Genomic DNA, 19084 nt, shown 5'->3' with positions numbered 1-19084 from the left:
GGGCACACTGGCCCGCGTGGACCGCGGACCGGACGAGGCTGACGCGCCCCGCTCGGCCGAGGCCCTGCTCTCGGACGTGGCGCAGGGCGACGACGTCGCGTTCGCCGCGTTGTACGACGCCCTCGGCCGCGGGGTCTTCGGCACCTGCCTCGGCGTCCTGCGGGACCCCGACCACGCCGCGGAGGTCGCGCAGGAGGTCTGGGTCGAGGTCTGGCGCACCGCCGCGCGGTACGACTCCGCGCGCGGCTCGGCCCGCACCTGGGCCCTGACGCTCGCCCACCGGCGGGCCGTCGACCGTGTGCGCTCCGTGCAGGCCCAGCGCGACCGCGACCAGCGGGTCCTCGACCAGAGCACCGAGCGGGAGCACGACGTCGTGGTCGACGAGGTCGAGTCCGCCCTCGAGCAGGTCCGGGTGCGTGACTGCCTCGGCTCGCTGACGCCCACCCAGAAGCAGGCGGTGGTGCTCGCGTACTACGGCGGCCGGACCTACCGTGAGGTCGCCGACGAGCTCGCGGCGCCGCTGCCCACCGTGAAGACGCGGATCCGGGACGGTCTGATCCGCCTGCGCGACTGCCTGGGGGTGGCCGCATGACCGACGACGAGGTCCGCTCCCTGCTCGGCGCCTACGCCCTGGACGCGGTCGACCCGGACGAGCGCGAGCTCGTCGAGCAGCTCGTCGCCAGCGACCCGTCGGCGGCCGCCGAGCTCGCCCAGCTGGTGGAGGTCGCGGCCACCCTCGGCGAGGCCGTCGCCGGCGACCCCCCGGCCGCGCTGCGCGCATCGGTCCTCGCCGCGGTCGTCGGCACGCCCCAGCTCGGCCCCCTCAGCGGCCCGCGGCACGTCGCGACGACGGACGGGGTCCCCGCTGCCGCCGACGAGACGCGTCCGGAGGTCCCGGACCTCGCGGACCGCCGGCGCCGTGCTCCCGTGCGATGGCTCGCCGTCGCCGCGGCCGTCGTGATCGGCGCCGCCGTGCCCACCGCGCTCGCGATCCAGCAGGCCCACCGGGCGGACCAGCTCGAGCAGCAGCAGCAGGCGCTCGCGGACCTGCTCACCGACCCGTCTGCCGTCGTCGTCCACGGCGACATGACGGGCGGTGGCGTCGCGACCGCGATCCTCACCGACGAGGCGGCGCTGTTCAGCGCGGCCGGCCTGCCCGACCCGGGCGCCGACCACGTCTACCAGCTCTGGGTGGTCAGCGGCGACCAGGCGGCCTCGGCCGGCGTGCTCGCCGACGACGCCGGGACCGCCCGCCAGCTCGCCGACGACTTCTCGTCCGGCGACGCCCTGGCGGTCACGGTCGAACCGGCCGGCGGCTCCGACCAGCCGACGACGACCCCGCTGGTCGTCCTCTCCGCCACCTGACCCCTCGCCGCCGCGACACCGACCCGCGCGCGGTACCTCGTGATCCCCCCGAGAACGTCACGTCGGAGCGAGAACGTCACTATGAACTGCCGTTCTCACGGCGAAGTGACGTTCTCACGGGCGCGGGCGGGGGGCGGGCGCGTGGGATCGGGCGTGCCGGGGCATCGTCGCCGGACGCGACGGAGCCCCCTCGCCGTACCCTGCGAGGGGGCTCCGCACCTCCACCGGCCGTCAGGGGCGACCGGGAGCGCGCAGACGGGCCGGCCGCCGGAGCGACCGGTCCGCCGGACCGTCACATCGTCGGCATCAGCACCGAGTCGATGAGGTAGACGGTGGCGTTCGCCGTGTGGACGCCACCGCAGATGACCTTGGCGCCGTTCACCATCAGGTCGTCGCCGGAGCCGGTCACCTCGACCGTGCCGCCCTCGACGGTGGTCTGGGTGCCGACGACCATGTCGGGCGACAGCTGGCCGGGCACCACGTGGTACGTGAGGACCTTGGTGAGGGTGGCGCTGTCCGTCTTCAGGGACTCGATGGTGGCCGGGTCGACCTTGGCGAAGGCGTCGTCGACGGGCGCGAACACCGTGAACTCGCCGCCGTCGAGCGTGTCGACCAGGTTGACGTCCGGGTTGAGCTCGCCGGAGACGGCCGAGACGAGGGTGGTCAGCAGGGGGTTGTTCGACGCGGCGACGGCGACCGGGTCGGTCGACATGCCGGTGACCGAGCCGGGGCCGTCCGGGACCGCCGCGGCGTAGTCGGCACAGCCGGGGCCGACGAGGTCGGCTGCCGGGTCGGCGGTCATGGCGTCGTCGGTGGCCATGGGCGTGTCCATCGGCGTCTCCATGGCGGCCGAGGAGTCCGAGCCGGCCGTGTCGTCGTTCGAGCCCGAGCTGCTGCAGGCCGTCAGGGCGAGGCCGGTGACGCCGGCCAGCAGGACGGCGGCGATGCGGGTGCGGTGCGTGGTGCGCATGGTGACTCTCCCTTGAACGTGGTCCGGGCGGGTGCCCGCCCGGTCGTCTCTCGGGTGGGGTTCGGGACGGCCGGGGGAGCGGATGGGTCGGATCGCCGGGGAGTTCCGGCCACCCATCCGCCGAGGTCACCGCGTCGAACCTCCGGCATGGACCTGCTCACGCTCGCGCTCATCGGCCTCGTCGGTGGCCTCATCACCGGCATCTCGCCGTGCATCCTGCCGGTGCTGCCCGTCGTGTTCTTCGCGGGCGGCGTCGAGGCGGCCCGCACCCCGAAGTCCGTCAAGGTCGCCTCGAGTCCGGTCACCAAGGGGGCGGCACGCGCGGTGGGGGCGATGGCCCAGCCGGCGTTCCTCTCGGGACCGACCGCGTGGGTGCCCGGCGGCGTCGCGACCCTGGAGGCTCCGGCACCCACCCGCGACCGCGCGTCGGCACGTCGGCCGTACCTCGTGATCCTCGGGCTGGTCACCAGCTTCACGATGGTCACGCTCGTCGGCACGGTGCTGCTCAACCTGCTCGGCCTGCCGCAGGACCTGCTGCGCTGGGCGGGCATCGTGGTGCTGGCGCTGCTGGGCCTCGGGCTGCTGGTGCCGAGGTTCGAGGAGATCCTCGAGCGGCCGTTCCAGCGGCTGACCCCCACGCGCGCCCCCGGCGCCGGACGCGGCGGCTTCGTGCTGGGCCTGGGGCTGGGTGCCGTCTACGTGCCGTGCGCGGGCCCCGTGCTCGCTGCGATCACGGTGGCGGGCGCGACGGGGGCCGTCGGCGTCAGCACGATCGTCCTGACCGTGGCGTTCGCGCTGGGTGCCGCGATCCCGTTGCTGGTCCTCGCGCTCGCGGGTCGCCGGGTCGCCGAGCGCATCGCCGCGTTCCGCACCCACCAGCGCGGCATCCGTGCGGCGGGCGGCGCGCTCATGATCGCGCTGGCCCTGGCGCTGGCGTTCAACCTGACGGACGCGATCCAGCGCGCGCTGCCCGGGTACACGGACGCGCTGCAGTCCCAGGTCGCCGCGAACGAGACGGTCCAGGAGCAGCTCAGCCTCGGCGGGCTGGTGACCGACGAGAACCGGCAGCTGGCCGCCTGCACCAACAACTCGGCGACGCTGGAGGACTGCGGGCCGGCGCCGGCGATCCGCGGCATCGACACATGGTTCAACACCCCGGACGGCGCCCCGGTCGACCTCGCCGACCTCAAGGGCAAGGTGGTGCTGCTCGACTTCTGGGCGTACTCCTGCATCAACTGCCAGCGCTCGGTCCCGCACGTGACCGCCTGGGACCAGGCCTACAAGGACGACGGCCTCGTGGTGATCGGCGTGCACACGCCCGAGTACGCGTTCGAGCGCGAGACCCGCAACGTCCAGGACGGTGCGCAGCGGCTCGGCATCACGTACCCGGTGGCGCAGGACAACTCCTACGCCACGTGGACCGCGTACCGGAACCGGTTCTGGCCGGCGCACTACCTGATCGACGCCGACGGCCGGATCCGGCAGGTCTCGCAGGGGGAGGGCGGGTACGCGCAGACCGAGACGCTGATCCGCGACCTGCTGACGGCGGCGGATCCCAGCGTGCGGCTCCCGGCGCGGACGCAGGTGGACGACACCACGCCCTCCGGTGACGTCACGCCGGAGACGTTCCTCTCGGTGAGCAAGCACACCAACGTGGCGGGCGACTACCGGGAGGGCATGGCGACGTACGCGGTCCCGGCGAGGCAGGCGCCCGACACCGTCGCGTTCGGCGGGACGTGGACCACCGACTACCAGGGGGCCACGGCGGGGCCGGACGCGACCCTGCGCCTGCGATATCACGCCACGGTGGTCCAGGCAGTCATCGGTGGCACGGGGACGGTCACGGCGACGGTGCGCGACGGCGACGGGACGGTCGTGGACCAGGTCGATGTCACCGTCGACGGCTCCCCGAAGGCGTATCGGCTGGTCAGCAGCCAGTCGCTGCAGAAGGGCTCGGTCGAGCTGACCGCCTCGGAGGGGCTCCAGGTCTTCTCGTTCACGTTCGGGTGAGCACGAAGATGAGCGGGGCGTGCGCCGTCAGATACGGCCATGTGGGTGAAATGGACGAATGTCCGATTTTGGTGCCGTTGACACGCTTCCACGACCTCTCATGTTGCTCTAATGTCTGACTTGTCAGCGAAAACGGCAAACCCTCTGCAAGGAGGGGACGCAAAGCCACGGGACCTACAGGGTCAGCCGGGCTACCGAACAGACAGGACAGTGTCATGGACCAGCGTGGGTACTCAGTAGACCCGTCCGAGACCGCCATCAACCTCACCCCGGCTTTCCCGGCTCCGCGCCTGCAGGCGTGGGCGGGACTTGCTGCTCGCCGCAGCATGATCGAGTCGGTGCCGGCGCAGCGTGAGAACGCTGCCGCCTGAGAACGTCGTACTTCACAGAACCCCTCTGACCTCCACGGTCCGGGGGGTTCTGTGATTCTGCAGGTCAGCGGCGAGACCTGTGTTCGCGATGCACGGATTGTCCGTTAACCTCACCACAAGCGGGCCTGCCACTGGGGTCGGCCGCAGTCGAGAGAAGGTCGCATGAACAGCTTTGCGCAGTGGTTCTGGCTGCTGATCTGGTGGTTCCTGTTCTTCGCCTACCTCGTCATCCTCTTCCAGATCATCGGGGACCTCTTCCGCGACCACGCGCTCAGCGGGTGGTGGAAGGCCCTGTGGATCATCGGGTTGATCGCCGTGCCGTTCCTGGTGGCACTGATCTACGTGATCGCTCGCGGCAGGGGCATGGCCGAGCGGCAGGTGGCGGCGGTCCAGCAGGCGAAGTCGGAGACGGACGCCTACATCCGCGACGTGGCAGCGGCGAAGTCCCCCGCCGAGCACATCTCCGACGCGAAGCAGCTCCTGGACTCTGGCGCGATCGACGCAGACGAGTACGCGGCCCTCAAGGCCAAGGCGCTCGCCTGACCGACGGCGACACCCTCCGGGCCGGTACCGCACAGGTGCCGGCCCGGAGGTGTCTCTACAGCTCGCCGGTCTTCTGCAGGTAGCGCATCGCCGCCCAGCCGAGCGGGATCCGCAACCAGTACGTGGCCACACGGAAGAGCACCGCGATCGACGTGGCGATACCGGGGTTGATGCCGGTGATGCTGGTGAGCGTGCCGGCCAGGGCCAGCTCGATCGTGCCCATGCCGCCGGGCGTCGGCACCAGCGCGCCGGCCGTGTTGCCGGCCAGGTAGACCAGCGCCACCTGGATCAGGCTGGCGGACTGCCCGAACGCGGCAAGGCTGGCGTCGAACGCGAAGATGAAGCCGAGCGTCATGAGCAGGTTGCCACCGAACGCCAGCGCCAGGCGCCACGGCTGGCCGAGCACCTCGATGAGCCGCGGCCACGTCTGACGCAGGGTCGGCATCGTCTTGGCGAGCACCCACTGGCGGACCTTGGGCACCAGCAGCCCGGAGGCGACCAGCGCGGCGACGATGCCGATGACCAGCAGGACGGCCGGCGAGATCGGCAGCGCGGACTCCGAGTTCCCCGACGCGATGGTCAGCACCAGAAGCAGGCCCAGGGTCACGACGAACTGGCTGACCTGGACCAGGGCGACCGTCGCGGCCGACAGGGTCGTCGACACCCCGCGCCGCTGGAGCATCCGCAGGTTCAGGGCGGCCGGGCCGATGCCGGCCGGGGCGGCGAGACCGACGAACGTGGCGGCGGTCTGCACCAGTGTGGCCCGCCAGAGCGGCAGCTTGACCGGGGAGAACGCGACGAACGACAGGGCTGCGCCGACGAGCGTGATCAGCCCGAGCACGAAGGCGACGACGGTCCAGCGCCAGTCGCCGGCCGCGAGCGCCGAGGTGATCTCCTCGACGTTGATGCTCGTGATGACGAAGACGATGGCGATGATCGGCACGACGATGGTCAGCACCATGCGGGCGCCGAACCGGACCAGCTGCTGCGGCTCGACGTCGGCCTCGGGCAGCCGGTCGACGAGGGCCGACCGCAGCTCCGCGAGCACCTTCTTGTTCGCGCGCATCTCGTCGCGGGTCAGGCGCGGGAGCGTGATGGTCTGCAGGAGCGGGCCGATCTCCGCGATGTGCGTGCCGGGCAGCACGGCGACCGCGGAGTCGAGCGCACGGGTGGCGCCGACCCGCAAGGCGAGCAGCGCGACGAGCTGCGTGACGTCCATGCGGCGGGCCAGCTCGGACGAGGCGACGTCGCCCTGCTCCCAGCTGGTCAGCCAGACGAAGGGGCTGCCGACAGCGGTCTCGACGAGCAGGACGTCGCTGGTCAGGGAGCGGTGGGCGATGCCGGCGTCGTGCGCGAGCTGCAGCTGCGCCCAGATCTCCCGGAGCACCTCGTCGGTGAGCGCCTCCGGGTCGAGGTCCCCCAGCGGCACGGCGTGGCCGGGGCGTTCCTGCACCAGGAGCATGGAGTCGTCGGCCTCGGCGATGCTGAGCAGCTTCGGCGTGCGGACGCCGGCCGCGCGGGCCGCGTAGGCCAGCAGGGCGGAGCGCTCGGCGGCCTGACGCAGCGACACCACGGACCGGCCCTCGATCCCGCGCATCCGCAGCGACCGCCACAGACGCGAGAGCATGCCGACCACCTGCCGGTCGCCGTCGATGACGACCAGGTCGAGCTCGTCACCGGAGTCGGTCGTGAGCTCGTACACGCGGTGGTCGGTGGAGCGGGTCAGCGCCCGGGCCGCGGAGTCGCCGTCCAGCTGGGACGTGCCGGTGGTCTCGTCGGCGACCCGGCTGAGGCGGGCCGGCTCGAAGCCCGCTCGGCGGACACCGGCGACCAGGCTCGAGCCGTACGCCCGCTCGGACTGCACGCCGGACAGGTACCGCACGCCCAGGCCGGTCACGCGCCCGACCAGGAACGACACCACGAGGCCCGGCAGCGAGACGCCGGCGGTGATGAGCAGCACGCCGATCGCGATCCACAGCAGGTTCCACGACCACTTGACGGTGCGCCGGCGCCCGCGGGGCCCGACGACGGTGAGCAGCCCGACCAGCAGCGCGACGTACGCGGGCAGGGTGACCACCCACTCGCCGCCGGAGCGGATCGACATGCCGATCACCAGCTCGTCGGAGCCGAACGTCTCGATGGCCCACAGCGCCGCCTCGTTGAGGACCAGCGCCGCGAACGCCGCGAGCAGGCCGTCGATGATCTGGCGGCCGAGCCTCCGGAACGCGAGCTCGGTGACGACGGCGAGGGGGACCGCGAGGATGACGAACCCCTCGAGCACCCGGACGGGCACGAACAGGATCTGCTGCAGGAGGTTGGCGAACCCCTGGACGTCCTCGGCGACGCCCGTCGTCGTGTTGTGCGCGTAGGTCGCGAGCACCAGCACGAGCGCGATGCCGAGCGCCGACAGGATGGTGCCCAGCAGGTCGCTCGGGTGGTGCACCCGGACGGTCGGGACGTCGTCGATCGCGACGGACGCCTCCGTCGGCCGGGGCTCGACGGGCGCGTCGTCGTCCGCGGGCGCAGCGGCGACGGCCGCCGCGCGACTGGCGGGCGTCGCGGACATAGGGGCGAGTCTAGGCAGCGTGGCTGTCCGGACCCGGCAGGGCGAGCCGCCCGTCTCGTTGCGCTCGTCACGGTTCTCTGACCTGGTCCGACGCACATGCGCGCGTTCGAGCGCTGTGTCGGGATCGTCCACTACCGTGAGCGCGCGAGGGGGCGTTCCCTCGACCCGACCTACCCGTGGAGGCCCCGATGTCCGACGACCTGACCGCCGCCGACGTCTCCACCGCGCTCCGCCGTGTCTGGTGGCTGCCGGTCCTGCGTGGCGTGGTGCTGCTGATCCTCGGCCTGCTGATGCTCGTGCAGCCGCTGTGGTCGGTGACCGCGCTCGTGTGGATCTTCGGGATCTTCGTGATCCTGGACGGCCTGATCACCATCGCCCAGTGGTTCGGCAACCGCAGCGAACCCGGCGCCGGCTGGTTCCTGCTGTCCGGCATCGTCGGGCTCGTGCTCGGCATCGTCGTCGTGGTCTGGACCCCGGAGACCGCGCAGATCCTCTACTACCTGATCGCGGCCTGGATCCTCCTGATCGGCGTGCTCGCCATCATCGCGTCGGTCGTGCTGTACCGGGCGCGGGACATCGGCTGGTACTGGGTGCTCACGTTCGGGCTGCTGTCGTTCCTGTTCAGCCTGCTGCTCTTCACGCACCCGCAGACCATCGTCAAGGTCGTCGTCGTGGTGCTGGGGCTCTTCGCCTTCGTCGCCGGCGTCGTGCTGGTGGTGAGCGGGTTCGCCACCAAGCAGCTGGCCAAGGACCTCGGGACCAGCTCCTCGACCGTCTAGCTAGTTGAGGCCCAGCGCCGCGATCCAGGCGGCGGGGACCAGGGCGTAGCCGATGAACACGACCATGTCCATGATCGTGTGCGCGACCACCAGCGGCATGACCCGTCGCCGACGGCGGTAGTACTCGGCGAACACCAGGCCCATGATCGCGTTCCCCGCGAACGCGCCCCAGCCCTGGTACAGGTGGTACGAGCCGCGCAGGAGCGCACTGGCGACGACGATCGCCGGTGCGCTCCAGCGCAGCTCGCGCAGCCGCTCCATCAGGTATCCGACGACGATGACCTCCTCCAGCAGCGCGTTCTGCAGCGCCGCGAGGATCAGCACGGGGATGGTCCACCACGCCGCGTTGAGCGCCGACGCCTGCACCTGGACCGCCAGGCCCATCGCGCGGGCGATCGCGTACAGCCCGAGCCCGGGGATGCCGATCAGCGCGGCGAGCCCCACGCCGACACCCAGGTCACGCCACGGCCGCGTGAACGTCAGCCCGATGCGCCGGACCGCCGACTTCCCGTTCGCCGACAGCAGGTACAGCGCCAGCGCGACGGGCACCAGCGCGAACCCGACCTGCAGCAGCTGGTAGGTGAGGTCCAGCCACGGCCGGGGCGAGCGGCTCGGGTTGAGCGTCGTCGTCTGGTCGCCCAGCGGCGGCCCGGCCGTGAGCCGGTCGATGATGTTGACCACCGCATACAGCCCGGACCGGCCCAGCGACAGGCCGAGGACGATCCAGATCTCGGTCGTGATCCGGCGGCGGTAGGCCCGGTCGCCCGGCGGTGGGGCGGTGGTCCGCTCGGTGTCGCGGGGGGCCTCGGCGACGAGCCCGCCCCGCGCGGGACCGTCCGGGCTCGCGTCGTCGGGCGTCGGCGTCGGCGCTGTCATGGGCGCAGCGTAGGCCGGAACGCTGGACGCCACCTGGACGCCGGCTGGGGCCGCCCCGACCGGACGGTCGGACCGCGCGAGCGCGCCCGGCCTGCCGCGAGCGCGCTCGTCCGTTGCCGAGCGCGCCTTCCCGTCGCCGACGGCGTACCCGTGGCGGGCGCGCTCGGCGACGACGGCCCGCGCTCGGCAACGGGGGGCCGCGCTCGGCAACGGGGGCCGCGCTCGGCGACGGAGGTGCGGCGGCCGGGTGGGTCTTGCGGAGAAGGAGTCGGCAAACTAGTTTGTGATGCAAAGTAGGGGGTTGTCCGATGTCGATCGATGAGCCGCGAGATGCCGAGAAGCCCGCGGGAGTGCCCGGGACCGGCGCCGCGGCGGAGTCCGGGGGCGGGGCGGCGGGGGTCGACGACGCGCCTGCGCTCGCGGATGCGCTCGCGATCATCGCGGCGCAGCGGACCCGGGCCGGCGACGTGCGGCCGTCGAGCGCGCTGCTGTTCGGCGTGTGGGGCGCGGTCTGGCTGGTCGGGTACGGGGCGATGTGGCTCACCGCGCGCGACGACGACACCCCGTCGGTCCTGGCCGGGGCGATCGCGATCGGCGGCGGGGTGCTCGCGCTCGTCGTGACGATCGTGCACATCACGCGGCGGACGCGGGGCATCGCCGGAGCGAGCGCGCGGCAGGGGGCGATGCTCGGGTGGGCCTGGGCGATCGGGTTCCTCGCACAGAGCATGATCGTCGGCGGGCTGGCGCAGGCCGGGGCGTCGGGCGAGGTCATCGCGCTGGCGGCCAACGCGATCGCGGCGCTGGTGGTCGGCCTGCTGTACCTCGCGGGGGGAATCCTCTGGCGGTCGACGGGCATGTACGTGCTCGGCGGGTGGATCGCGCTGGTCGGGGCCGCGGCGGCGATCGCCGGGCTGCCCGGCTCGTACCTGGTGATGGCGGCGGCCGGCGGCGGCGGGATGCTCGTCCTCGCGGCGGTGGAGAAGGCCCGTGCCTGAGGTCGAGCTCGACCCGGTCATCCACGCGCAGGCCCGCCTCCGCGTGGTGGCGACCCTGGCGGCGCTGGGCGCCCACGACCGCATCGCGTTCCCGCGGCTGCAGAAGCTGCTGGACATGACGGCAGGGAACCTGTCGACCCACCTACGTCGGCTCGAGGAGGCGGACTACGTGACGATCACCAAGACGCACGAGGGACGGACACCGGCCACCTACGTGGCACTCACGCTCACCGGGCGGTCGGCGTTCGAGAGGTACACACGGTCGCTGCGCGCGCTGCTGGACGGTGCGTCGTGACCGCCGTCGTGGAGCTGGTCGGGGTGACCCGGACGTTCGGGCCGGTCAGAGCGCTGGACGACGTGTCGCTGACGGTCGGCGAGGGTGAGCTGGTCGGGCTGCTCGGGCCCAACGGCGCCGGCAAGACCACGCTGCTCAGCCTGGTCAGCGGGCTGCGGAAGCAGGACTCCGGCGAGGTCCGGCTGTTCGGCGGCGACCCGCGCAGGGCGTCGTCGCGGATCGGGCTCGGGACCACACCCCAGGAGACGGGCCTGCCGCCGACGCTGACGGTCGGAGAGGTGGTCGACCTCGTCGCGAAGCACTATCCGGCGCCCATGACGCGGGGCGAGGTGCTCGCGCGGTTCGGGCTCGAGGACCTGGTCGGGCGGCAGACCGGCGGCTTGTCGGGCGGGCAGAAGCGGCGGCTGGCGGTGGCCCTCGCGCTCGTCGGAAGACCACGGCTGGTGCTGCTGGACGAGCCGACCACCGGGCTGGACGTCGAGGCGCGGCACATCCTGTGGCAGGCGCTGCGCGACTACCACGCCGACGGCGCGACCGTGCTGCTGACCAGCCACTACCTCGAGGAGATCGAGGCGCTGGCCGACCGCGTCGTGGTCATCGGCGGGGGTCGCGTGCTTGCCGACGACAGCCTGGGGTCGGTGCTCGGCCTGGTGGCCCTGCGCCGCGTGATCCTCTCGCTCCCGCCGTCGTCGGACGTCGACCTCGCGCGGCTGCCCGGCGCGCAGAGCGCGGAGCAGGGTCCGGACGGGCGGTGGACGGTCCTGGCGAGCGACGCCGACCGGCTGGTGCGCGCGCTCGTCGTCGAGGACGTGCCGTTCCACGGCCTCGAGATGCGTGGCGCCTCGCTCGAGGAGGCGTTCCTCGCCCTGACGCACGAGTCCCGCGAGCAGGAGGTCGTCCGATGAGCACCGCCACGCTGACCCCGCGGCCCTTCTGGGCGCTGGCCGTGGTGCACGCCCGGTTCCAGTTCCTGGAGACCATCCGGATCCCCATCGCGGTCATCGGCAACCTGCTGTTCCCGTCGCTGGCGCTGCTGTTCTTCGTCATCCCGCAGCGGGCGGTGGCCGACGACCCCGGGATCGCCACGGCCGCGATCGCGCAGCTCGGGGTGTTCGCCGTGATGTCGACGTGCCTGTTCTCCTTCGGCGTCGGCGTCTCCGAGGACCGCGCGCTGCCGTTCGACCCGTTCCTTCGCACGCTGCCGGCCGGCGCCGGGCCTCGGCTGGTGGGCCGCGTGCTCAACGGCGTCCTCTGGTCCTACCTCGCGCTCGTCCCGCTCGTGCTGCTCGGGGCAGTCGCGACGGCCGCGACCGTGACACCGTCGCAGGCGCTCGCCGCGATCGTCATGGTGCCCGCCGTGGCCGTCCCGTTCCTGCTGCTCGGGCTGGCGATCGGGTACCGGTTGAGCTCGAAGGCGGCGATCGCCGTGGTGCAGGCGACGCTGTTCCCGCTCGCGTTCGCCGGCGGCCTCTTCCTGCCGCCCGAGGCGTTCCCCGCGTGGCTCGACGCGATCTCGAAGCTCCTGCCGTCGCGGGCGGCCCGCGACCTGGCCGTGCAGGCCGTGACCGGCTACCCCGCGTACGGCTACGCGGTGCTGGTGATCCTCGCGTGGACGGTGCTGTTCGCGGCCATGGCGGTGACGGCGTACCGGCGCGACGAGGGCCGCCGGTTCCACTGACCCCGGGCGGGCTCGACGCCAGGCGAACCGTCAGGCGAAGCGGCGCAGGCGCAGCGAGTTGCCGACGACGAGGACCGAGGAGAACGCCATGGCCGCGCCCGCGATCATCGGGTTGAGCAGGCCGAGGGCGGCCAGCGGGATCGCGGCGACGTTGTAGGCGAACGCCCAGAACAGGTTCTGCTTGATCACCCGCAGGGTCCGACGGGACAGGCGGATGGCGTCGCCGGCGGAGCGGAGGTCGCCGCGTACCAGTGTGATGTCGGCCGCCTCGATGGCGACGTCGGTGCCGGTGCCCATGGCGAGGCCGAGGTCGGCGGTGGCCAGGGCGGCCGCGTCGTTGACCCCGTCGCCGACCATCGCGACGCGCGCGCCGTCCTGCTGGAGCCGTGCGACGACGGCGACCTTGTCGGCGGGCAGGACGTGGGCGACGACGTCGGCCTCGGGGATGCCCACCGACCGCGCGGCCGCGCGGGCGGCGCCCTCGTTGTCGCCGGTGAGGAGCACCGGGCGCAGGCCCAGGGCGCGCAGCTCGGCGACCGCCTGCGCGGAGGTGGCCTTGACCGGGTCGCGCAGGACGAGGACGCCGCGGGACGAGCCGTCCCACGCGACCAGGACAGCGGTCGCGCCGTCGGCCTCGGCGGCAGCGAACGGGCCCTCGAACGAGGTCGGGTCGATGCCCTGGGCCCGCAGCCACGCCGGGCGGCCGACGAGCACGCGCCGCCCCAGGCCGACGCCGGAGTGGGCGGTGCGGACGACGCCGGAGACGCCGTGACCGGCCTCGGCGCGGAAGTCGTGCACCTGGTCGGCGCCGATGACCACGCCGTCGGCGCCGGTCGGCCCCCCCGCACCGGCACCGGCCGCGGCGATGGCCCGACCGATCGGGTGCTCGGCCAGCTGCTCGACGGCGGCGGCGTAGCGCAGGACCTCGTCGACGCCGATCACGTCGACCAGCGCCATCCGGCCCTCGGTCACGGTGCCCGTCTTGTCGAGCACGACCGTGTCGACCGTGCGGGTCTGTTCGAGGACCTCCGGGCCCTTGATGAGGATGCCCAGCTGAGCCCCGCGGCCGGTGCCGACCAGCAGCGCCGTCGGCGTCGCCAGCCCGAGGGCGCAGGGGCACGCGATGATCAGGACGGCGACGGCGGCGGTGAACGCGGCCTGGACGCTCGCCCCGGTGAGCAGCCAGCCGGCGAGCGTACCCACGGCGAGCACCAGCACGATCGGCACGAAGATCGCGGAGATCCGGTCGGCCAGGCGCTGCACGGGGGCCTTGCCGGTCTGGGCGGTGGCGACGAGCCGGCCGATCTGCGCCAGGCGCGTCTCCGACCCGACGCGGGTGGCCCGCACGACCAGCGCGCCGGACGTGTTGAGGGTCGCGCCGGTGACCTCGTCGCCGGGGCCGACGTCGACCGGGACCGGCTCGCCGGTGAGCAGCGAGGTGTCCAGGGCGGAGGTGCCGCGCACGACCACTCCGTCGGTGGCGACCTTCTCGCCGGGGCGGACGGCGAACTCGTCGCCGACGACCAGGCGGTCGACCGGCACGCGCTGCTCCACGCCGCCGACCAGCAGCGCCACGTCCTTGGCGCCCAGGTCGAGCAGCGCGCGCAGGGCGTCGCCGGCGCGGCGGCGGGAGCGGTGCTCGGCGTACCGGCCGGCCAGCAGGAACGTGGTGACGACGGCGGCGACCTCGAAGTACAGCTCGGGGACGTCCATGCCGGACTCGGCCCGCGGCCACAGCGACGGCGTCATCGTCAGGCCCAGCTCGCCGGCCCCGCCGAACAGGAGCGCCCACAGCGACCAGCCGGTGGCCGCGATGATCCCGATCGAGACGAGCGTGTCCATGGTCGAGGCGCCGTGGCGGGCCGCGCGGAAGGCGGCCCGGTGGAACGGCCAGGCGGCCCAGGTGGCCACCGGCAGCGCGAGGGCCGCGACGACCCACTGCCAGCCGGTGAACTGGAGAGCGGGGATCATCGACAGCAGCAGCACGGGGACGGACAGCACGACGGCGACCCGCAGGCGTGAGCGCAGCTCCGTGCCGCGGGCGTCGGTGGGGGCGGACGTGTCCTCGTCGGCGTCCATGTCGTGGCCCGGGGCCATCGTGTGGCCGGAGAGTGCGTGCTCGAACGGGTCCATGTCGTGGTGCATGAACTCGGCGGAGGAGCCGCGGTGCTCGTGCGGCGCCGGCGGCTGGGTCTGAGGGCGCGCGCCGACGACCGTGGCGTCGTACCCGGCGGAGCGCACGGCCGCGACCAGCGCCTCGGTGTCCGGCGCGACCCCGTCGGTCATCGTGACGTGCGCCGACTCCAGGGGCAGGTTCACCGTCGCCTCGACGCCGGGCAGGCGGTTCAGCTTCTTCTCGACGCGCGCCACGCAGGAGGCGCAGGTCATGCCCTCGATCGCGAGGTCGACGGTCTGCGAGGTCACAGCAGGGACCTCCGCGGGGTGACGGCGTAGCCGGCCTCGACGACCGCCTCGGCGATCGCGGCGTCGGCCAGCGGGGCCTGCGAGACGACGGACACCGTGGACGACCCGCCGACCGTCAGCTGGACGGCGACGTCCTGCACGCCGGGCAGCGCGGAGAGCTCGGAGGTGACCGCGGAGACGCAGTGGCCGCAGGTCATGCCGTCGACGCCGAACGTCGTGGTGGTGGTGCTCATGAGGGTTCTCCTTCAGCTACGGACGAGGCGGGCGATGGCGTCGGCGGCTTCCTTGACCTTCGCCGCGCCCTCCTCGGGGGACTGGCGGGCGGCGTCGACGACGCAGTGGGCGAGGTGGTCCTCGACCAGCCCGATGCTCACGGCCTGCAGCGCCTTGGTGACGGCGGCGACCTGCGTGAGGATGTCGATGCAGTACACGTCCTCGTCGACCATGCGGGCGATGCCGCGGACCTGCCCCTCGACGCGGCGCAGACGCTTGAGGTAGTCGTCCTTGGCGTCGGTGTAGCCGTGCATGGGGGCCTCTTTCGTCGGCGAGCGGGTGCTTCTCTCGCAACACGATACCCCTAGGGGGTATTCCGTGGGCGGCCGGGGGGCACAATCGCTGCATGCGGGTCTCGGCGAAGGCGGACTATGCGGTGCGGGCGTGCGCCGAGCTGGCGGCGTCCCCGCACGGCGACCCGGTGCGCGCCGACGACCTGGCGGTCGGGCAGCAGCTGCCGGTCGCGTTCCTCGAGAGGATCCTCGGGGACCTGCGCCGCGGCGGGGTCGTCGCCAGCATCCGCGGACGCTCGGGCGGGTACCGCCTGGCACGGCCCGCCGACGAGATCACGCTCGCTGACATCATCCGCGCGGTCGACGGACCACTGGTGACCGTGCGCGACGAGCGGCCGACCGCGCTCGAGTACGGCGGGTCGGCGCAGGCGCTGCTCGAGGTGTGGGTGGCGCTACGGGTGAGCGTCCGCGACGTGCTCGACCAGGTCACCCTCGCCGGTCTGGTCTCGGGCGAGCTGCCGCCGACCGTGCACGAGCTGGCCGCCCGGCACGACGCGTGGGTCAACCCGTAGGTCGGCGGAGCTACTCCGTCGGAGCCGTCGCCTGGGCGGCGGCGCGGACGGCGGCCGGCAGGGCGGAGACGATCCGGTCCACCGCGGCGTCGTCGTGGGCGGCGGACACGAACCACGCCTCGAACGGCGACGGCGGCGCGTAGACCCCGGACTCGAGCAGCGAGTGGAAGAAGGGCGCGTACCGCCACGACTCGGTGGCCTTGACGGCGTCGTAGTCGCGGGCGCCGTGCAGGGCGGCGTCGGCACCGAAGAACGTGCTGAACAGGTTGCCGGCCCACTGGATCGCGTGCGGGAGGCCCTCCGCGGACAGCGCGGCACCCAGCTCGGCACGCAGCTGCGCGGAGACGGCGTCGACGGTCGCGTACACCGACTGGTCCGCGAGGCGCAGCGTGGCCAGGCCCGCGGCCGTCGCCACCGGGTTCCCGGACAGAGTGCCCGCCTGGTAGACGGGGCCGACGGGGGCCAGCAGCGCCATGACGTCCCGGCGCCCACCGACCGCGGCGACCGGCAGGCCGCCGCCGATGACCTTGCCGAACGTGTAGAGGTCGGCCGCCCAGCCCTCGCGCAGGCCCTCGAGCCCCCACCAGCCGGAGTAGCCGACGCGGAAGCCCGTGAGCACCTCGTCCTGGATGAGCAGCGCGCCGTGCTCGAGCGTCAGGCGGCGCAGCGAGGCGTTGAAGCCCGGCAGCGGCGGCACGACGCCCATGTTGGCGGGGGCGGCCTCGGTGATGACGGCGGCGATGCGCTCGCCGTGCTCGTGGAACGCGGCCTCGATGGCCTCGAGGTCGTTGTACGGGACGACGATCGTCTCGGCGGCCACCGCGGCGGAGACGCCGGCGGAGTCGGGCAGGCCCAGCGTCGCGACGCCGGACCCGGCCGAGGCCAGCAACGCGTCGACGTGGCCGTGGTAGCAGCCGGCGAACTTCACGACGAGGTCGCGGCCCGTGTAGGCCCGCGCCAGCCGGAGCGCGGTCATGGTCGCCTCGGTGCCCGTGGAGACCAGGCGCACCTTCTCCGCCGGGGGGATCCGGGAGCGGATCTCGTCGACCAGCTCGATCTCGGTGGTGGTCGGGGCGCCGAAGCTCAGGCCGCGCCCGGCCGCCTCGCGGACCGCCTCGACCACCTCGGGGTGCGCGTGGCCCAGGAGCGCCGGGCCCCAGGAACCGACCAGGTCGACGTACTCGTTGCCGTCGACGTCGGTGACGTACGCGCCCCGCGCGGACGCGAGGAATCGAGGCGTGCCGCCGACGTTGCCATAGGCCCGCACGGGAGAGTTGACGCCGCCGGGGATGACGGCCTGCGCGTGCGCGAACGCTGTGGCGCTGTTCGCGGAGCTCACGGTCGCTGCCGAGGTGGTGACACTCATCAGATCTCCTCTGCCAGCCAACCGGCCAGCTCTGTCGCAGAGTACGTGAGTACGTGATCGGCACCGGCGCGCCGGATGCTGAGCACGGACTCGAGGATCGCCCGTCTGCGCTCGATCCAGCCTCGCGCGGCGGCGGCCTCGATCATCGCGTACTCCCCCGACACCTGGTAGGCCGCGACCGGGACCGTGGACATCGCGGCCACGTCGGACAGGATGTCGAGGTACGCCAGGGCCGGCTTGACCATGACGATGTCGGCGCCCTCGGCCAGGTCGATCTCCACCTCGCGGACGGCCTCGCGGCGGTTCGCCGGGTCCATCTGGTAGGTGCGGCGGTCGCCCTCGAGCTGCGACTCGACGGCGTCGCGGAACGGGCCGTAGAACGCGGACGCGTACTTGGCGGCGTAGGCCAGCACGGCGACGTCCTCGCGACCCGCGGCGTCCAGGGCGTCCCGTACGTACCCGACCTGGCCGTCCATCATGCCGCTCAGCCCGACGACGTGGGCGCCCGCGGAGGCCTGCGCGAGCGCCATCTCCGCGTACCGGACCAGGGTGGCGTCGTTGTCGACGGCCCCCGACGCGCTGAGCACGCCGCAGTGCCCGTGGTCGGTGAACTCGTCGAGGCAGAGGTCCGCCTGCACCACGAGCGCGTCGCCCACCTCGGCGATCGTGTCCGCGATCGCGAGATTGAGGATCCCGTCGGGGTCGGTGGCCTGCGAGCCGACCGCGTCCCGCACGGTGGGGATGGCGAAGAGCATGACGCCGCCGAGGCCCGCGCCGGCGGCCTCGGCGACCGCCTTGCGCAGCGAGTCGCGCGTGTGCTGGAGGACGCCCGGCATCGAGCTGATCTCCCGCGGCTCGGTGAGCCCCTCCTTGACGAACACCGGCAGCACCAGCTGCGCGGCGTCCAGGCGGGTCTCCGCGGTCAGCCGGCGCAGCGCCGGGGTGGCGCGCAGGCGGCGGGGGCGGATGCGGCGTGCGTCCGACATCAGAGCTCCTCGGGGCTGGGGATCGGGCCCGGCAGGACGGTGACGACCGCGCGGGTCAGGGCGTCGACCATGCCGAGCATCGTCTGCTCGGTCGCGACGCCGGCGAGCGGGAGGCCCAGGCGGGCGGCCTCGGCGGCGGTGGACGGGCCGATGCCGATCATCAGGGTGCTGGTGGGCGGCGGGCCCAGTCGGGCGGCGAGCTCGCGGACCGTGCTGGCCGACGTGAGCAGGGCCGCACGGATGGTGCCGTCGGCCCAGGCCTCGCGGACGTCGTCGGGCGGCGGCGCGGCGGGCACCGTGCGGTAGGCGACGACGTCGGTGACCTCCCACCCGCGCGCCCGCAGGCCGTCGGTGACCGTGGCCGCGGCCAGGTCGCCGCGGGGGAACAGCACCCGCGCCGGCTCGGTCGGCTCGGGCCACGAGTCGACCAGCGCCCGGGCGGTCGACGAGCCGCGGGGGACCAGGTCCGGCTCGACCCCGGCCTCGCGCAGGGCGCGGGCGGTGCCCGGGCCGACGGCGGCGACCCGCACGTGCCCGTCGGCGATCAGCTGGGTGAGGCTCCCGGCGCTCTCCTGCGCGCGGTCGACCAGCACGGGGACCGCCGCCGCGCTGGTGACGACGAGCCAGGAGTACCAGCCGGACTCCAGCGCCAGCAGCGCGTCGTCCAGCTCGGTCGGGTCCTCGGGCGGGACGGTCTCGATGAGGGGCACGACGACGGCCTCGGCGCCCGCGGCGGCCAGCGCGACGACCGCGGGACTGCGACCGGCGACCGGTCGGGGGAC

20 protein-coding genes and 1 riboswitch are annotated in these 19084 nt (G+C 73.4%); of the genes, 11 read left to right on the top strand and 9 right to left on the bottom strand.

Features of this window, described 5'->3' with window-relative positions; genetic code table 11:
• Positions 1 to 16: 16 nt before the first annotated feature.
• Together sigK and ACXJKG_RS00780 are read left to right on the top strand one after the other, a co-directional pair.
• Complete coding sequence (gene sigK, locus ACXJKG_RS00785) at positions 17 to 592, top strand: ECF RNA polymerase sigma factor SigK (RefSeq protein WP_456843851.1); 576 nt, start codon at positions 17 to 19, stop codon at positions 590 to 592.
• Positions 589 to 1365 carry an anti-sigma factor gene (locus ACXJKG_RS00780; RefSeq protein WP_456843850.1) on the top strand — a complete coding sequence of 259 codons (777 nt, stop codon included), beginning with the start codon at positions 589 to 591 and terminating at the stop codon, positions 1363 to 1365. Before sigK ends, ACXJKG_RS00780 begins: the two co-directional genes overlap by 4 nt.
• A 292-nt stretch (positions 1366 to 1657) precedes the next feature.
• Here ACXJKG_RS00780 and ACXJKG_RS00775 read toward each other — a convergent pair whose 3' ends face one another.
• Positions 1658 to 2335 carry a fasciclin domain-containing protein gene (locus ACXJKG_RS00775; protein ID WP_456843849.1) on the bottom strand — a complete coding sequence of 226 codons (678 nt, stop codon included), beginning with the start codon at positions 2333 to 2335 and terminating at the stop codon, positions 1658 to 1660.
• Positions 2336 to 2482: 147 nt separating this feature from the next.
• On the opposite strand from ACXJKG_RS00775, the gene ACXJKG_RS00770 reads away from it, so the two are divergent.
• The 3 genes from ACXJKG_RS00770 (at position 2483) to ACXJKG_RS00760 (ending at position 5259) form a co-directional block, all read left to right on the top strand.
• Positions 2483 to 4345 (top strand): cytochrome c biogenesis protein DipZ, encoded by a 1863-nt coding sequence (locus ACXJKG_RS00770; RefSeq protein WP_456843848.1) that lies wholly within the window; start codon positions 2483 to 2485, stop codon positions 4343 to 4345.
• 124 nt (positions 4346 to 4469) lie between these two features.
• Positions 4470 to 4544: riboswitch (cyclic di-GMP riboswitch) on the top strand.
• Between the two features lie 16 nt (positions 4545 to 4560).
• On the top strand, positions 4561 to 4716 hold the full coding sequence (locus tag ACXJKG_RS00765; RefSeq protein WP_456843847.1) for a hypothetical protein: 156 nt from the start codon (positions 4561 to 4563) through the stop codon (positions 4714 to 4716).
• Between the two features lie 162 nt (positions 4717 to 4878).
• Positions 4879 to 5259: a hypothetical protein gene (locus tag ACXJKG_RS00760; protein ID WP_456843846.1), complete on the top strand. Its 381-nt coding sequence runs from the start codon at positions 4879 to 4881 to the stop codon at positions 5257 to 5259.
• A gap of 55 nt (positions 5260 to 5314) precedes the next feature.
• Here the strand turns inward: ACXJKG_RS00760 and ACXJKG_RS00755 are convergent, their stop codons facing one another.
• A complete protein-coding gene (locus tag ACXJKG_RS00755; protein ID WP_456843845.1) occupies positions 5315 to 7825 on the bottom strand; it encodes a flippase-like domain-containing protein in 2511 nt (836 codons plus the stop codon).
• Between the two features lie 188 nt (positions 7826 to 8013).
• On the opposite strand from ACXJKG_RS00755, the gene ACXJKG_RS00750 reads away from it, so the two are divergent.
• Positions 8014 to 8604: an HdeD family acid-resistance protein gene (locus ACXJKG_RS00750; protein ID WP_456843844.1), complete on the top strand. Its 591-nt coding sequence runs from the start codon at positions 8014 to 8016 to the stop codon at positions 8602 to 8604.
• Here the strand turns inward: ACXJKG_RS00750 and ACXJKG_RS00745 are convergent, their stop codons facing one another.
• Positions 8605 to 9480, bottom strand: a complete 876-nt coding sequence (locus ACXJKG_RS00745; protein WP_456843843.1) for a CPBP family intramembrane glutamic endopeptidase — start codon at positions 9478 to 9480, stop codon at positions 8605 to 8607. It lies immediately after the preceding gene.
• Positions 9481 to 9788: 308 nt separating this feature from the next.
• Between ACXJKG_RS00745 and ACXJKG_RS00740 the strand changes: the two genes are divergently transcribed.
• The 4 genes from ACXJKG_RS00740 to ACXJKG_RS00725 are packed head-to-tail and all read left to right on the top strand — an operon-like array spanning position 9789 to position 12448.
• Positions 9789 to 10475: a hypothetical protein gene (locus ACXJKG_RS00740; RefSeq protein ID WP_456843842.1), complete on the top strand. Its 687-nt coding sequence runs from the start codon at positions 9789 to 9791 to the stop codon at positions 10473 to 10475.
• The gene (locus ACXJKG_RS00735; protein WP_456843841.1) at positions 10468 to 10770 is read left to right on the top strand and encodes a transcriptional regulator; all 303 of its coding nucleotides are present in this window, start codon (positions 10468 to 10470) and stop codon (positions 10768 to 10770) included. The genes ACXJKG_RS00740 and ACXJKG_RS00735 overlap by 8 nt, the downstream gene beginning before the upstream one ends.
• Positions 10767 to 11675, top strand: coding sequence for an ABC transporter ATP-binding protein (locus ACXJKG_RS00730; protein WP_456843840.1), 909 nt, complete (start codon positions 10767 to 10769; stop codon positions 11673 to 11675). The genes ACXJKG_RS00735 and ACXJKG_RS00730 overlap by 4 nt, the downstream gene beginning before the upstream one ends.
• Positions 11672 to 12448 carry an ABC transporter permease gene (locus ACXJKG_RS00725; RefSeq protein WP_456843839.1) on the top strand — a complete coding sequence of 259 codons (777 nt, stop codon included), beginning with the start codon at positions 11672 to 11674 and terminating at the stop codon, positions 12446 to 12448. Before ACXJKG_RS00730 ends, ACXJKG_RS00725 begins: the two co-directional genes overlap by 4 nt.
• Positions 12449 to 12478: 30 nt before the next feature.
• Here ACXJKG_RS00725 and ACXJKG_RS00720 read toward each other — a convergent pair whose 3' ends face one another.
• The 3 genes from ACXJKG_RS00720 to ACXJKG_RS00710 are packed head-to-tail and all read right to left on the bottom strand — an operon-like array spanning position 12479 to position 15399.
• Positions 12479 to 14836 carry a heavy metal translocating P-type ATPase gene (locus ACXJKG_RS00720; protein ID WP_456843887.1) on the bottom strand — a complete coding sequence of 786 codons (2358 nt, stop codon included), beginning with the start codon at positions 14834 to 14836 and terminating at the stop codon, positions 12479 to 12481.
• Positions 14837 to 14868: 32 nt separating this feature from the next.
• A complete protein-coding gene (locus ACXJKG_RS00715; RefSeq protein ID WP_456843838.1) occupies positions 14869 to 15105 on the bottom strand; it encodes a heavy-metal-associated domain-containing protein in 237 nt (78 codons plus the stop codon).
• 12 nt (positions 15106 to 15117) lie between these two features.
• Entirely contained in the window at positions 15118 to 15399 is a 282-nt protein-coding gene (locus ACXJKG_RS00710; protein WP_146927746.1) for a metal-sensitive transcriptional regulator, read from the bottom strand.
• 92 nt (positions 15400 to 15491) lie between these two features.
• On the opposite strand from ACXJKG_RS00710, the gene ACXJKG_RS00705 reads away from it, so the two are divergent.
• A complete protein-coding gene (locus ACXJKG_RS00705) occupies positions 15492 to 15950 on the top strand; it encodes an RrF2 family transcriptional regulator (protein ID WP_456843837.1) in 459 nt (152 codons plus the stop codon).
• A gap of 10 nt (positions 15951 to 15960) precedes the next feature.
• On the opposite strand, the gene hemL is transcribed toward ACXJKG_RS00705, so the two are convergent.
• The 3 genes from hemL to ACXJKG_RS00690 all read right to left on the bottom strand — a co-directional run.
• Positions 15961 to 17316 (bottom strand): glutamate-1-semialdehyde 2,1-aminomutase, encoded by a 1356-nt coding sequence (gene hemL / locus ACXJKG_RS00700; protein WP_456843836.1) that lies wholly within the window; start codon positions 17314 to 17316, stop codon positions 15961 to 15963.
• Positions 17316 to 18302 (bottom strand): porphobilinogen synthase, encoded by a 987-nt coding sequence (gene hemB / locus ACXJKG_RS00695; RefSeq protein WP_456843835.1) that lies wholly within the window; start codon positions 18300 to 18302, stop codon positions 17316 to 17318. Before hemB ends, hemL begins: the two co-directional genes overlap by 1 nt.
• Positions 18302 to 19084: uroporphyrinogen-III synthase (locus tag ACXJKG_RS00690; protein WP_456843834.1), on the bottom strand; the 783-nt coding region annotated here is incomplete at its 5' end. The genes ACXJKG_RS00690 and hemB, both read right to left, overlap by 1 nt.

This window comes from Cellulomonas sp. P5_C6, from assembly GCF_054049635.1.
The sequence above is the reverse complement of the archived record's forward strand: the minus strand, read 5'-3'. Positions and strand labels throughout refer to the sequence as shown.

Bases quoted from the DNA above. Each gene is read 5' to 3' on its own strand.
- ACXJKG_RS00780 (WP_456843850.1), top strand. From the start codon at position 589: ATGACCGACGACGAGGTCCGCTCCCTGCTCGGCGCCTACGCCCTGGAC.
- ACXJKG_RS00775 (WP_456843849.1), bottom strand. From the start codon at position 2,335: ATGCGCACCACGCACCGCACCCGCATCGCCGCCGTCCTGCTGGCCGGC.
- ACXJKG_RS00770 (WP_456843848.1), top strand. From the start codon at position 2,483: ATGGACCTGCTCACGCTCGCGCTCATCGGCCTCGTCGGTGGCCTCATC.
- ACXJKG_RS00765 (WP_456843847.1), top strand. From the start codon at position 4,561: ATGGACCAGCGTGGGTACTCAGTAGACCCGTCCGAGACCGCCATCAAC.
- ACXJKG_RS00760 (WP_456843846.1), top strand. From the start codon at position 4,879: ATGAACAGCTTTGCGCAGTGGTTCTGGCTGCTGATCTGGTGGTTCCTG.
- ACXJKG_RS00755 (WP_456843845.1), bottom strand. From the start codon at position 7,825: ATGTCCGCGACGCCCGCCAGTCGCGCGGCGGCCGTCGCCGCTGCGCCC.
- ACXJKG_RS00750 (WP_456843844.1), top strand. From the start codon at position 8,014: ATGTCCGACGACCTGACCGCCGCCGACGTCTCCACCGCGCTCCGCCGT.
- ACXJKG_RS00745 (WP_456843843.1), bottom strand. From the start codon at position 9,480: ATGACAGCGCCGACGCCGACGCCCGACGACGCGAGCCCGGACGGTCCC.
- ACXJKG_RS00740 (WP_456843842.1), top strand. From the start codon at position 9,789: ATGTCGATCGATGAGCCGCGAGATGCCGAGAAGCCCGCGGGAGTGCCC.
- ACXJKG_RS00725 (WP_456843839.1), top strand. From the start codon at position 11,672: ATGAGCACCGCCACGCTGACCCCGCGGCCCTTCTGGGCGCTGGCCGTG.
- ACXJKG_RS00720 (WP_456843887.1), bottom strand. From the start codon at position 14,836: ATGACCTGCGCCTCCTGCGTGGCGCGCGTCGAGAAGAAGCTGAACCGC.
- ACXJKG_RS00715 (WP_456843838.1), bottom strand. From the start codon at position 15,105: ATGAGCACCACCACCACGACGTTCGGCGTCGACGGCATGACCTGCGGC.
- ACXJKG_RS00710 (WP_146927746.1), bottom strand. From the start codon at position 15,399: ATGCACGGCTACACCGACGCCAAGGACGACTACCTCAAGCGTCTGCGC.
- ACXJKG_RS00705 (WP_456843837.1), top strand. From the start codon at position 15,492: ATGCGGGTCTCGGCGAAGGCGGACTATGCGGTGCGGGCGTGCGCCGAG.
- hemL (WP_456843836.1), bottom strand. From the start codon at position 17,316: ATGAGTGTCACCACCTCGGCAGCGACCGTGAGCTCCGCGAACAGCGCC.
- hemB (WP_456843835.1), bottom strand. From the start codon at position 18,302: ATGTCGGACGCACGCCGCATCCGCCCCCGCCGCCTGCGCGCCACCCCG.